Origin of the sequence: Paenibacillus glycanilyticus (genome assembly GCF_051200795.1) — a bacterium.
Classification (GTDB): Bacteria; Bacillota; Bacilli; order Paenibacillales; family Paenibacillaceae; genus Pristimantibacillus; species Pristimantibacillus glycanilyticus.
In genome coordinates, this window is sequence record NZ_CP195155.1 from 1,922,677 (window position 1) to 1,936,239 (window position 13,563).

At 52.3% G+C, this 13,563-nt stretch carries 10 protein-coding genes; all 10 read left to right on the top strand.

All coding sequences use genetic code 11. The features are described from left to right. The 10 genes from ACR9FF_RS08595 (at nt 1) to ACR9FF_RS08640 (ending at nt 13,509) form a co-directional block, all read left to right on the top strand. Nucleotides 1-1,011 (top strand): baseplate J/gp47 family protein, encoded by a 1,011-nt coding sequence (locus ACR9FF_RS08595; RefSeq protein WP_127496010.1) that lies wholly within the window; start codon nt 1-3, stop codon nt 1,009-1,011. Further along, nucleotides 1,008-1,739 (top strand): hypothetical protein, encoded by a 732-nt coding sequence (locus tag ACR9FF_RS08600; RefSeq protein WP_317979120.1) that lies wholly within the window; start codon nt 1,008-1,010, stop codon nt 1,737-1,739. Before ACR9FF_RS08595 ends, ACR9FF_RS08600 begins: the two co-directional genes overlap by 4 nt. Nucleotides 1,740-1,801: 62 nt before the next feature. Further along, complete coding sequence (locus tag ACR9FF_RS08605) at nt 1,802-2,317, top strand: hypothetical protein (RefSeq protein WP_127496008.1); 516 nt, start codon at nt 1,802-1,804, stop codon at nt 2,315-2,317. Between the two features lie 11 nt (nt 2,318-2,328). Beyond that, nucleotides 2,329-4,389, top strand: coding sequence for a DUF4815 domain-containing protein (locus ACR9FF_RS08610; protein ID WP_435170359.1), 2,061 nt, complete (start codon nt 2,329-2,331; stop codon nt 4,387-4,389). An 11-nt stretch (nt 4,390-4,400) separates the two neighbouring features. Further along, complete coding sequence (locus ACR9FF_RS08615; RefSeq protein ID WP_201004368.1) at nt 4,401-5,564, top strand: hypothetical protein; 1,164 nt, start codon at nt 4,401-4,403, stop codon at nt 5,562-5,564. Between the two features lie 19 nt (nt 5,565-5,583). Beyond that, nucleotides 5,584-5,757, top strand: coding sequence for a hypothetical protein (locus ACR9FF_RS08620; RefSeq protein ID WP_164775504.1), 174 nt, complete (start codon nt 5,584-5,586; stop codon nt 5,755-5,757). A gap of 3 nt (nt 5,758-5,760) precedes the next feature. Then, complete coding sequence (locus ACR9FF_RS08625; RefSeq protein ID WP_435170362.1) at nt 5,761-6,099, top strand: hypothetical protein; 339 nt, start codon at nt 5,761-5,763, stop codon at nt 6,097-6,099. Continuing rightward, nucleotides 6,092-8,878, top strand: a complete 2,787-nt coding sequence (locus ACR9FF_RS08630; RefSeq protein WP_435170364.1) for a hypothetical protein — start codon at nt 6,092-6,094, stop codon at nt 8,876-8,878. Before ACR9FF_RS08625 ends, ACR9FF_RS08630 begins: the two co-directional genes overlap by 8 nt. 35 nt (nt 8,879-8,913) lie before the next feature. Beyond that, nucleotides 8,914-9,591, top strand: coding sequence for a glucosaminidase domain-containing protein (locus ACR9FF_RS08635; protein WP_164775503.1), 678 nt, complete (start codon nt 8,914-8,916; stop codon nt 9,589-9,591). Nucleotides 9,592-9,957: 366 nt separating this feature from the next. Further along, the gene (locus ACR9FF_RS08640; protein ID WP_435172068.1) at nt 9,958-13,509 is read left to right on the top strand and encodes a glycosyl hydrolase family 18 protein; all 3,552 of its coding nucleotides are present in this window, start codon (nt 9,958-9,960) and stop codon (nt 13,507-13,509) included. The last annotated feature ends 54 nt before the right edge of the window (nt 13,510-13,563 follow it).

The following is a 13,563-nucleotide window of genomic DNA, read 5'->3' on the forward strand; positions in this document are numbered from 1 at the left end:
TTGGTCGGTACAAATACGCTTAGCTTCGAGTCGAAGCTGCAGCAGCTGCTGGACCGGGTGGATAACGGGCTGGACAAAAGCGAAGGCTCCATTATCTACGATGCGCTTGCGCCCATCGCCATGCAGCTATGGATTGAGGAAAGCAAGTTCCGCAGCATACTGGAGCAGGCTTTCGCCGTAACGGCAGAGGGGCGTTTTCTCGATTTAATCGCGAAGGATTACGGTCTTGAACGGACGCCGGCTGCGGCAGCTTGGGTCGAATTGACGTTTACCGGTATCCCGGATGCGGTTATTCCGGAAGGGACAACCGTCGGGATCGAGAACTCGGATATCTCCTTTGCTACGACCGCGGAGGCGGTTATAGGAAGCCAAGGGAAAACAACGGTGACGGCACGGTGCAAGCAGCCCGGTGTAATCGGCAATGTAAAAGCGGATACGATCCGTCTCTTATTCGATCCGGTCAAGGATATTTGGACGGTTAACCATATAGCTCCGGCTGCAGGCGGCTTGAACCAGGAATCGGATGAATCCCTTCGCGGCCGTATTTTGTACCAGAAGCGGAATCCCGAGCATGGCGGTACCGAATCGGATTACAAGCGCTGGGCATTGTCCGTTACCGGCGTAACCTACGCGGAGGCGATCAACTTCGGCCGCGGATTAGGTACGGTGGATGTTGTCGTTGGCGCGGACGGCGATCTGGAGCATGTATGCCTCGAGGTGCGGAAGCTGATCGAGTTGAAAAAACCGCTTGGGGTGGATGTCATCGTGAAGCCGGTTATTCCGGAGCCGATGACCGTAAAAGCGAAGGTAATCGGGCTAAATGAAGCAACGGCGAAAAATGCCGTATACGCCTACTTGAGAACGGTCGACATCGGCGGAACGATTTATCTGTCCAAGATTGTCGCGGCTCTTATTGCGGCGGGGGCGGAGGATGCCTCCATTCTTGAGCCCATTGCCAATCTGGAGCTGCCGATTGACCGGAGCCTTCAGGCGGAGGTGATTATCGTATGACCTCGCCGCTTATTCAATATTTGCCTGATTATTATCACGAGAGCAGGCAGATGAACGCGATTATGGATGCAGCGGCGCCGGATATTCCTGATGTGGAAGGGCGGCTGCTGCATTCGTTGTTTCTGTCCGAATCCCCGGACGAGTGGCTTTATTTGTGGAAGCAGGAGCTGCAGGAGGAAGAACGGGAGGCGCTGCTTGCCAAGCTGCGCTCTTCCGGAACGTTAAACCGGGAGACCATTGATGCGCTTGGCCTGTCGGCGCTCGAGACGTTCCGGTTAAGCCCGGATGACGGGTATACCTTATCGGGCGACGATGCAATGTTTCCGGACGGGGAGTTTTTTGGACCTTTAATAACAGCGATCTATGTCAATCCGGATCAGGTCGAGGTTGTCCGCAAGCTGATTCAGATCAGCGGATTTGCGGGTTTCAAGTATTGGCTCGCCGTTATGCTGAAGCAAACGGTGAAGCTGGACACTGCGAAGGCGGGAACGCTTCGCAGCTTGTATCCGGGGCCGGACCGGGAAACGAAGCTGAACTATGAAGAGGTCAGCGGGTATAAGGTAAGCACGGGATTGGCGACGGCGATTTATGCAGGCAGCAGCAAGGCAGAGGCAGAGCGGGGGGCGTGGTGGTCGCCGGGCGTATTCTTCACCGATGAGCTGTACTTTACGGAAAAGGAGCTGCGGATACAGCAATCCGCTGTTACCATAGCTCCGGCAAATCCATAGGAAATGCTTACGCGTAAGAATTATCGCGGAGAACGCGATATTCTTTTTAGGAGGAATCTAATATGGGAGTCAGTTACACGGCGTCGGTTGCCGGGATGCGGGCGTTTCAGGCGCTTCATCTCGTCCGCACCGACAATATATGGATCGGAATCGGCAGGCAGTCACCGTGGAATGAGACCGACACGGTACCCGAGGTATCGGGCTCCTCGCTGCTTAATGAGCCGATCGGCTACAAAAAGGCGGAGAAGGTACGTTTTGTTATCCCTGACCCTGAGGGGGACATTATCCAATTTGATCAGCGTTGGAAAATAATCTCCGAAGAGGAAGCGGTGTCCGGCCTTGTCCGTTGGGTGTATGTAGCGGCCTGGATTACCGGAACGGAGCTTCCGGCGGTCAGCTATCGGCAAAGCGCTATCGTAACGGATCTGCTGCTGGCGGAAACGACTTTGCCCGGCAAGCTTGCCGTTACCGCGGAGGAAGTCAGCAGCCACGGTTATGCTCTGGTCGTCAATAACCGCTCGCCGATTCACCGGACGGAGGATCAGCGGGAATTTCTCGAATTTATCGTAGAGTTCTAGGAGGAACGTTCATGAGCATATACAACCGTTTCGCCCCGGACAAACGCTGGATCGCTCTGCAGGCGCAAAGCGGCAGACGTTTGCAGTCGGCTGAATTAAACGAGATCCAGTCGCTTTCCCTCTACCGGGATAAGCGGATGGGCGACGTTATTTTTGGCTCGGGCCATATTATCGAAGGCGGACAAATTTATGTCCAGGATGATAAGAAAAAGGTCATTATTTTTCCCGCAACCGTCTATTTCGACGGCGTTATCCACGATATCGGAGAAAGGATCATTCCGCTTACGGGTCATGGGGAAGAGATCATTGGCCTGAAAATTACATACACAACCATCACCTATGAAATGCAGAAAGAGCTGCTGGATCCGGCCGTAGGCTATGCGAATTTTGGTTCCCCGGGGATGGACCGCCTGGTGGCAACACCGGAATGGGTGTTGAACGACGCAGCCGCTATTCCGATGTACCGGCTGGCTGACGGGGAAGTCGTTACGGCCAAGGTCCCCCCGGAGCTGGAAGGCTTTACGCCGGTGCTTGCCAGAAGAACCTACGATGCAAGCGGAAGCTTCCTCGTCTCGGGGATGGACGGGTTTATCGAGCCGGCGGAAGGCGATGATGTAACGCTGGTCATTGAAGCGGGCAAAGCTTATGTGCTGGGCTACGAGATCAATAGACTGGTTCCGACCCGGATTAAGCTGAAGAAGTCGCTCGATTCGCGCAGAGTATCGGATGAGGTGAAAACCTTCGTTGCCGGTACGACCCGTTATTCGCTGAACAGCAAGCCGGTAAAGGCCATTCAGGAAATTACCGCCAGGGTGCAATTGCCGGGTATCGGCATAACGAGAGGCGGTTCATCCCTGCAGGATGCGCTTCCCGCGGATGCCGTCGTTGATATTGTGAGCATCGTGCAAGGGACAAAAACCTATGCGAAAGGCAAAGACTATCAGCTTACCGAGAATAGCGTTGACTGGTCCATAGGCACAGCCCGGCCAGCTATCGGCGAGACGTACCGCGTGACCTTTGAATATATGAAGCAGATGGCGCAGGGCACGGACTACAAGCTGGAGTCCGGTAAAAATGAAGTCACCTGGCTAAGCGGCGATCTTCCGGTTGCCGGCTCGATCTTTAACGTGACCTACGATTACTATTTATCCCGCAAAGACGCCTTCTATTTGACCGCTGACGGGCAGATCCGGATTGTAACCGGGCAATCGGACGTTCACCCGCCTTCGCCGCCTGTTCCGCCGGATGTGCTGGAGCTGGGCGAGCTGCAATATCCGCCGGCAAGCTCCGACGTTGTTGTCGTGAACAACAAGCCGAAACGGCTGACGATGCTTGAGCTTCGCTCCCTGCTGGATCGCCTCGAGAGGGCGGAGTATAACCAGGCGATGCTGGAGCTGGACCGTACGGCGCAAATTTCGGATCCGGCTACGTTTAAGAAAGGCTTTTTTACCGATAACTTCACGAACTTTGAACGTGCTGACCTTGAGAGAGGCTTCGATGCCATGATTGACCCTTCGAATCAAACGCTGCAGCTCCCGGTGAACCAGCTTTTCTTAGAAATGGAAGCCGAAAGTCTCGATTCGGTGCACCAGCATGAACGGCTTTTAACCCTTGAGTATGCGGAGCAGCTCATCATCGATCAGAGCTATGGAACAGAGGCGCTTAACGTCAATCCGTATCAGGTGTTTGGCTCCCAGGCCACGATTCGGCTGACGCCGTCCCAGGATTCCTGGGTGGAGACATCCTACATCTATCAGACCGTTTGGGGCTGGTGGGATGCGTGGTGGACCGGCAACCGTTCGGAGACCCGCGTCATTCTGGATGAGAATATTCCGTTTATCCGTCAGCGGGTTGTAACGGTTTACGGTGAAGGCTTTGAGCCTAACAGCAACAACCTGCAGGCGACCTTTGACGGCGTGGACGTAGCGCTGGTTCCGGCTGCTAGCTATGAAGCGGGAACAAAGCCGGGGACGATAAAAGCCAATGGCGCGGGCAAATTTGCCGCTACCTTTGCCATTCCGCCGAATATCCGGACAGGTACGAGGGAAGTCCGTATTTTTAACTATGTATAGGAGGGGTAGAAGTGGCTCAGATTCAAAATGAATCAAGGACCTCTTATGTCGGCGTCGGCCGCAAGCAGATTATCGAGCAGACCTTCTGGCAGGTGCCCTGGTGGAATCAGATTGATCCGCTCGCGCAAACCTTTTTGCTCCCGGAGGAGCGGTTCGTTACAAGCATAGAGCTTTTTTTCGAAACAAGGGACTTGGATGCATCGGGAGGCAGCGCTTATAAGGCCAAGCCGGTTACAGTACAGCTTCGCAACGTGGTGAACGGCTATCCTGGAACAACTGTCCTCGCCTCCAAAGTGCTGGAAGCCAGCTCGGTAAAAGTATCGCTGAAGGGCGACGTGCCGACCAAGTTTGCGTTCAGCGATCCAGTACTGCTGCAGGCCAATGTGGAATATGCCGTAGTGGTGCTGACGGGCTCAAGCCAATATCGGGTTTTTGTTGCAAAAATGTCCGGGAAGGATCTCGCGAGCGGCAATATCGTCTCGCGCCAGCCGTATACCGTTGGATTGCTCTTCTCTAGCTCCAACGCTACGGCTTGGACCCCTCATCAGGATATGGATTTGAAGTTCCGCCTGTATGCAGCGGAGTTCAAGAAGCCGACCGGAATTCTGAATTTCGGAAAGCTGCCGCTGCCGATTGCCGTCTCCCAGCTGCTGCTCTCGACAAGTCAGGTGGTTCCGCAAGGCAGCAATCTGCAATGGCAGTGGTCGCTCGACCGGGCAAGTTGGTATGCGCTTAACGATGCGGGAGTAACCGCACTTGGAGCGATGACCAAGGATGTTTATGTTCGGGCTTTGCTGTCGGGCAACGCAAAGAGCTCGCCGGTCATCCAGACCGGCGCGATTGGTGCCGGGGCATTGTCCTATAAAGCAAACGGAACGTATGTCAGCAAGGAGTGGTTCACGAACGAGACGTTTACGAAGATAACCGTCTACGTTGACTTTCATACGCCGTCAGGTACTTCGCAAAACGTGGAATACAGCGTTGACGGGGCAGCGACTTGGGTGGCTTTCCCTACGGGGAAGGTAAGCCAGCAGTTAGGCGTCTATACGCAATTTAAATATGAAGCAACGGTTACAGCCTCGCAGAAGGTCCGGATTCGCATTAAACAATCGAATTCGGTAAACAGCCAGGCGGAGACGCCGCGGGCCAAGCGGCTGATGGTGACTTTATCTTAGGAGGAGCGGGGGAGTAGCGATGAGCAAGACGAACCGAATCAATCTGGATCCGGCTGCCCCGGACAGCTTATATGCCGGTGCGCAGAAGGTGAATCAGGCGCTGGATGAGACGGAAGAGCAGCTGGAGCAGCTGAAAAAGGAAATGAACGTTAAAATAAGCAACGCGCTTTGCCTGCATTGGATGGGGGGATAGCATATGGCGTATGAAGTCTATTCCGCGGTGGATTTGTATGCGGGACAGCCGGGCGTAACGTTGACGGATCTTGTAACGCTGCAGCAAAAGACGATTCTGAAAAGCATCGTCATCCATAACACAACAAGCATAGGCGCCAAGCTGAGGCTGTATATTATCCGGCCGGGAAAAACGGCGAATGCCGAGACACAGCGGATCGGTACCAGCATCGGCAGCGAGGATACGGTCAAGTTTTCGTTTGAGACGGTGCTGCCGAAAGGAACAAAGATTGCGGCTTCCCAAGCTATTGCCGGTGCATTGTCGCTCGATATATCCGGAGTAGAGGTGATTCCGGGTGTATAGCTCCTTAAAGGGTTTGACCAGCGGGGGTGGAACGTCCTCCATTAAACGAACCTTCCCTGTTGCGCCGGGAGAGACGATCGAGAAGGATGACGTCGTTACGATTTTTGACAACATGCTTTATAGAAATGCCGAAATGCCTGTTGACGGGCTACCCCGGTTTAGTCCGGATGTGCTTTATTTGAACAGCGAGGAATACAGCAATTCCATTCATCCGATAGGCGGAAACAGCTATCTGTACATCGGGACGACGCAGAAGGTAATTTCTATTTATCGAGTGGAATTGGAAGCAAGCAGGATGTCTGTGTCCGTTGTAAAAAAGCTGCCGATTTATGGAGTAGAGGGGATAAACCAGTTTCAATTCAAACCTCTTTCGGAAGATATGGGTATCCTTTGTTACCTGGAATCCAATACATCGATATGGACGATGCTGACGATCCGGTGGAATGATAGTGGCTTGCAGCTTGGCGAATCATCCCGCATGGAGCTGTACTCGGGTGGTTCGCTTCCGGCGATTGAGAGCTTAAGCGACAATAAATTTCTGCTGGTATGGCATTGCACGAAAGTAGCGCCTTGGAGACTAAAGGCATCCGTATGCCATATTGGCCTTAATGATCTTATAACGCTTGAAGGGTATGCAACCGAGATTGACTCCGCAGCTAATCTGTATTCGGAATTTGCCTTCAGCAAGCTTTCCGCAGGGATGTTTGCGGCCAGCTATTGGGTAAAGGAATCAGATACAAAGGGCTCCTTGGCAACTAAAATGGTCACCTGGAACGGAGAGAGGCTTGCGCTAGGCGAGAAGACTGTTATCCCTACGGCGGGGAGCTGGCAGAGCGAGGTTAAGCATTTGGTGCTGTCATCCGTCCATTTCATTTTAAGCCTTAAACTGGATACTACGTTGACCTTCCATCCGATTACTTTGCGCGAAGCAGCGAATATTCCGGTTAACGGAGGCCCAACCACAGGCAATTTGGCGGATTCCTTTTACGATGCGGTTAAAATATCGGAAAAACGGTTTGTGACAGCCGTCTGCTATAAAGAATCGGGAGCGCTTGTCTTGAATCTCTTTGACACCACGGACGGGAACATTAAGCAGATAGCCGGCAAAGCTGTCTTAACCTCGGTGAAAGGCAGTTCCAATAAGCTGACGCTGACTGCTATCGGGCAATCCTTGTTTGTGCTTGCTTTTAACCATGAGCCTGAACGGGATTATGCTTATACCCAGGCTTTAATGTTTAAGATGGCTCCTGATCAGAATGTAATTGATGATCTCAATTGGAAAGAACAGCTGACAACGATTTGGAGTAGGGACGCTGCTGCTTACGGCTTTATCTTTTGCCCGACTGCAGCAAGCGGTTTTATCGCCGCTGGTCAAGGCAGGCTGAAGCTGTTCCGCTGCGGGTGGTCTCCTACCCGGTTTATCAGCTCAGGAGTTGGCGAATTTAATAGGGTCACCGGCGACCATGACAGAATCTGGAGAACAGTGGCATCGGTCGTATTGTCCAACGGATATGTAGTTATCGCTTATCGGGAGCGGGATACATGGCATGGCAAGCTGTCCGTCTTACAGCCGTTTGAAGGCAGTTATAAGCCGATACAATCGCATACCTTTTCTTACAGTCATGTTGATAATCTATCTATCGTGGAACTGACTCCCGGCGTCATTGCGCTTCAATATAAACAGCGAATTAACCCTTCTTACGACTCCAAGCAGCTTAATAGCGACAATACGTTCGAAGAGTTGAAGTTGCTTACGGGCAGCGTCTCGAGCACGGGACTCAGCGGGAAAATAACGACTGGCTTCAAACCCGAAGAGGCCTATATTAACAGTCAAATTGTGAAGCTGGATAATGGATATTTGCTGCATGTAGGCGTAACTTCGAATTACGTCGTTACAGCCAGAGTAATCCGCTGTGTGATTAATGATGCTAGCGTGACCTTTACGCCTCTCGATCAGGTCGAGTACCTGGATTACCAGCGAATGAATGCTTCAGCCATTCTAATTGGTCCCAACCTGGCTGCAATCCAGACCGATTCTAAAATGATCGTGGTAGAGGTAGGCGAAAACGGCTTATTATGCAAGCTGGCTGATCACTATTTCCAGCTGCAGGATCGGACAACAAGAGGAATCATCGCCGATGGCAGAGGCGGGTTTATCCAGGTGACCACTCATAACATTAATCAGGAATTACTGGAGCTTACCCCGTACCGTTTCGGAAACGACAAGCTCTTTCAATATGCAGACACCAGATCGGTTAACCGGACAACGTTAGATGTTAAAGTCGAAGTTGGCGCTGATGGCAAAGCCGCGTTATTCTATCAGGCCAGATGGCAGAGCGGCAGGAGCTCAAGTCTTGCAGAGCCGCATCAAAACCTGGTGCTTGGTTTACTGGATATGAACGCGGGCTCTAATCCGGAAGACCGCCATTATCCGTTCCCATGCTCGGAAGGCACGTTGCCTGTATTTCTCCCGCTGGACAGTCAGCGTTATTTCTGCATGGGTACCGATCCGGACGGCAATCAGATCTATATGACCGCTTACAGCAATGGTGAACAATTAACCTACGGGAAGCCATGTCTAACCCCGCAGGGGATAGCCGGCTCTAATGGTGCTTCAGGAGAGTATGTAGAGGTAGCGATCCGAGGAATTGCGGAGGTAGAGGTTCCTCTTCGGGCGGGATCAACTTATTACAATGGGCGGGACGGCAAGCTGTCGCTTTATCCGAATGGCAGCAAAGTTGGCCTTGCGATTTCAGAGTATGAGCTCTTACTGGAATAGTCGCTCTCTAAAAGCAGAAGGAGGTGCTTTGCGATATGGCGCAGCAGCTAACGAAACAGGCGTTTTTCGCCTTTCTGTCAGCTACCGTTGTGAAGGTGTGGAAGGAAGGATCGCCGCTCTTGCCAAGCGTGCGAATGGCTCAGAACTGGCTGGAGACCGGCGGGAAAATTCATGAATGGAACAATCTTGGCGGCTATAAGGTTGGCAGCGGAATTCCGAATGCCTATTGGAAAGGCCGGACGGTGTGCACCTCAACCTGGGAGGTCTATAACGGGACCAGGGTGACCCAGAAGGCGGATTGGCGGGCTTACGACTCCATCTATGACTTTTACAAAGACCAAGATCTGTTGTTTACCAAAAACCGTTATGACCGCGTACGGTCAGCCAAGACTCCGGAACAGCAGACGACAGCCCTGTATGCCTGCGGATACGCTACCGATCCCGATTATGCGGCAAAGCTGATGTCGATCATTAGAGCTAATAACCTGACGGCATTTGATGTTATAGAAATAGAGGCCGAAGTAGAAGAGGAAAGAGGGGAAGAGGAAATGGAGCCTATTACCGTCTATGTGAACGGCAAAAAAATAGATGATGGCTTATACGACGATTCCAAAGGCATCACTTACGTGCCAGTCCGTACGTTGGCCGAAGCGCTTGGCGCGAAGGTGCAATGGAACGGGCAGGAGAAGCGGGTTGACCTCACAAAAAAATAGGGCAAAAAAAAGAAGACGTTACTCTCTTTGTTCGAGAGAGTAACGTCTTCTTTTTTTGGATTCAAATAAATTTCTCCCTCTAAAACCTTATAACGTTATAATATCCCCTCATAGTGGAATTTTCCACCTTACCTTAATTCGCTTCCTGTTCCATGATAGATTTACTAGAAATTAACAACTTAATGTCACTAAATACATCGGTGGTGATGAATGGGAGATTGCTTACGTGATGCAGCAAAATGACTTGCAGCGGGGTCTAGCAGCTAGCCGAGGTTAAAATCCAATCCTAATTCAAATCCAATAGAGGTGAAATAATTGAACTTATCGATGATGAGAAGATCTTTATGGAAACTCCCCTTGTTGTTAGTGGTTTCAATCCTCGCCGGAATATTAACTTTTACGCCTAATGCGCATGCGGAGGAGGGGCAGGCTGTACCAGCTGCTCAAACCGGACCTGCTAATTTGCGCATAGCACAAGACGAGAACGGCAAGGATCTCATTACTCATAATACAGCGAAAATTGCATGGGACATGATAGGCGACGAGACCAATAACAATGATATCGACATCTGGAACGCGGATACGAACACTTGGATGACTTGGGGAGACCGAAGCAAACAGGAAATCGGCGGGCTAACGCCGGAAACGACTTACAGGGTCTATATTACCTGGTATGCGGACCGCCCTTCGCTCGACTATAAAAGCAATGTCATCGAGTTTACGACCGCTCCAGATACAAGCGAATATCCCGAGCCGCCGCTTGCTCCTCCGGGACATCTCCGCACCGCCGCGATTACCGATAACAGCATCACCTTGAAATGGACCGGAAGCCCCGGCGCTAACGGTTATGATTTGTATGTTAACGGCGCCTGGAAGCAAGGCATATGGGACGGTTCCAATACGGTAACCTATACGCTTCCCGATGGAGGCAATGCAGCCGGTACCGCGTATAAGTTCGAGGTTGCAGCCCAGAACCTGCCGAAGGTATCGGCAAGCAGCAATGCCGTAACGGTAACATGGGGCGGGCTGGCAGAACCAATTGGCTTGCAGGCGGTTACCGCGACCAGAACGGCGGCTGCGCTTGGCTGGGCGGAGACCCCTGGCGCCACCGGGTACGATATATATGCAAATGGCCAATTTATCGGTTCCAGTCTCGAGAACCGTTATGTGGCTTCCGGTCTTCAAGAAGGAACAAGCTACGTCTTCACGGTTGTAGCGAAAAACGCGGTTTGGCGTTCGGCGGACAGCTCGCCAATTACGGTTGTTCCGGGAGCCGATTACAATATCGTCACGTACTATACGCTTTGGTCTCCGAGCAGTACGGGACGGAACTACCATCCGTCCGACGTGGATGTCTCGCAAATTACCCATGTGAATCTTGCATTTGCGGATCTTTGCTGGAGAGGTTTTGGATCAGGGGCGAAGGCTTGCCAGAATGCCGCTGTTCCAACGCAAACCGATTATGTCTATGACGGCGAAATGATTGTTGGGGATCCGTCGGTGGACTTGGCGCTTTTCCAGGAATGGGCAGCCATTCGGGATGCGAACCCGCATCTGAAGCTTATGATTTCCGTCGGAGGCTGGTCTTGGTCGAACAACTTCTCGAATATGGCCGGCACGGAAGAAACCCGGCGTGCCTTCGCTAATTCGGTTGTAAAATTTCTCCGCGCCTATAAGCTCGACGGAGTCGATATCGACTGGGAATACCCGGTTGAAGGCGGCGAGGACGATAATTCCCGGAGCCCGCTGGATAAGGAAAACTTCGGACTGATGGCGCAAGCCGTAAGGGAAGCGCTGGATGCGGCTGGCTCGGAAGACGGCAAATATTATTTGCAGACGATTGCCTCGGGCCAAGGGGATAATTTTGTAGTCAATTCGAATTTGGGCGAATCCTCGGACAATCTTGATTTTATCAACATTATGACTTACGACTACAGCGGAAACTGGGATACGCTCGCACACCATAACTCCCCGCTTTATTACGATAAGAACCATCCTAAGGATTACGCGAAGCGCAACAACGTGCTTGGCGCCGTGCTTGCCGAGCTGAACGGAGGCGTACCGAACTACAAGGTGAATATAGGCATTCCGTTCTACGGCAAGGGCTGGGTTGGCTGCCAACCGGGCGGTCAATATCAGACCTGCGTGAGCGGAACGCCATTCGGTACTTGGGAAAACGGTATTTTCGATTTTACCGACATACAAGAGAATTACTTGAATGATGAGGGTTACGAGCATCAATGGAATAACGAAGCCAAGGTTTCTTATTTGTACAATGCGGACAACGGCGTATTCCTTACTTACAATGACGAGTCCTCGATGATGTATATTGCTTCGCTCGCGAAGTCTCTTGATTTGTCCGGCGTCATGAGCTGGGATATTAGCGGCGACCGCAACCGGACCCTAACGACAAGGCTCGCCAAGGATCTGCCTATTACAGGAGTACCGGATCCCGATGCGCTGTCCGCGCCAACCGGTCTGCAGGCCGCATCCATCAGCAGCGGAAGCATCAAGGTCAAATGGAACGCTTCCGAGCATGCGACGGCCTACGAGGTTTACCTAGGTAAGGTGTTGGCTGGGACTACGTCGGGTATGGAGTTAGAGTTGACGGGTCTTACTCCGGACACTAATTACGCAATTGAAGTGCTTGCGATTCAGAAAGACAACAGTAAGCTCGTAAACGTATCGGCCTTCAGCAATCCGCTGACAACCAAGACAGCGCCGGTGAAGACAACATCGCCAGAGCCGGTGAAAGGGCAGGAAGGCTTGCATACGCAGGTTGCAAAAGACGGCGATAAGTTAATAGTCAGCCTGCCAAGCGATGCCGCCCTGAAAGAAATTGCTTCGGCTGCGTCCACAACGTTCCCGATTATTGTGGAGGGCGATGGCAAGCAGCTTGAGGTTGCTTTGCCAAAAGAAATTACGGCGGCAATCGCGGCTAAAGGCAGTGATTCGGTTATTGTTATCCGCTGGAGGGGCGCGGCGTTCTCGATTCCGGCAGCCGCTTTGCCGGCGGGCACGGATATCCGGATCTCGATGGAGACCTTGGATACAAAGCTGCTGCAGCAGAGCGGTATCCCGCTTGTGACGGCTCCCCTGTCCTTCAAGATAGAGGGCAAACAGGCGGATGGCGCATTTAAGGAAATAACGAATTTCGGTAATTATTTCTTATCGCATAGTTTTACCGTAAAAGGCTCGGATATCAACAAAGCTCTAACAGCCGGTGTCGTTTATTTGCCTGAGTCGAATGAGCTTCGTCCGGTTCCTGTATGGTTCACGGACAATACCGATGGCACGGTAACCGCGGAATTGAAGAGGAAAGGCAATAGCGTTTACGGTCTGGTGAAGACGACAGTATCCTTTGCTGATACGCTGGCTGCCTGGGCTCAGCAGGAGGTATGGCAGGCAGCTTCCAGGCTGATCGTGAGCGCAGACGCTGACGGCAAGTTTAACGGAGCGCGAGTTCTGAATCGCGGGGAAGTAACTGCTCTTATCGTAAAAGCGTTAGGTATCCTGCCTGACTATTCAAGCGCAGGTACGGCATTTAAAGATGTGGCGGCAAATTCTGCTTTTGCCGCGGATATCGCGGCGGCGAAGAAGGCCGGTCTGGTAAACGGCAAAGGCAACGGCCAATTTGATCCGGCGGCCGCAATCACTCGCGAAGAAACGGCGGTTATTCTCGCGAAAGCATTGGCTTATGCCGGGGTAACAGCGCAGGCGGATTCCGCCGTACTGAACCACTTCGCGGACCGCTCAAAGGTGTCGGGCTACGCGGTGCCTTCACTTGCCCTTCTCGTCGAACGCGGAATTATGAAAGGCGTATCCGCGCATCGTCTTGCTCCGCAAACAACCGTCACCAAAGAGCAGGCAACGGTGTTAATAATGAAGACGCTCCGGTCCGCCGGCTTGTCGAACTAAGCGGTAAACCGCCCGTGAACTCGGGCGGTTTTTTCTTTTTTCCTGCTGCGGGCT

What these genes read in the sequence shown, in the direction of transcription:
- ACR9FF_RS08620 (WP_164775504.1), top strand. Translation starts at nt 5,584, where the DNA reads ATGAGCAAGACGAACCGAATCAATCTGGATCCGGCTGCCCCGGACAGC.
- ACR9FF_RS08600 (WP_317979120.1), top strand. Translation starts at nt 1,008, where the DNA reads ATGACCTCGCCGCTTATTCAATATTTGCCTGATTATTATCACGAGAGC.
- ACR9FF_RS08610 (WP_435170359.1), top strand. Translation starts at nt 2,329, where the DNA reads ATGAGCATATACAACCGTTTCGCCCCGGACAAACGCTGGATCGCTCTG.
- ACR9FF_RS08625 (WP_435170362.1), top strand. Translation starts at nt 5,761, where the DNA reads ATGGCGTATGAAGTCTATTCCGCGGTGGATTTGTATGCGGGACAGCCG.
- ACR9FF_RS08605 (WP_127496008.1), top strand. Translation starts at nt 1,802, where the DNA reads ATGGGAGTCAGTTACACGGCGTCGGTTGCCGGGATGCGGGCGTTTCAG.
- ACR9FF_RS08635 (WP_164775503.1), top strand. Translation starts at nt 8,914, where the DNA reads ATGGCGCAGCAGCTAACGAAACAGGCGTTTTTCGCCTTTCTGTCAGCT.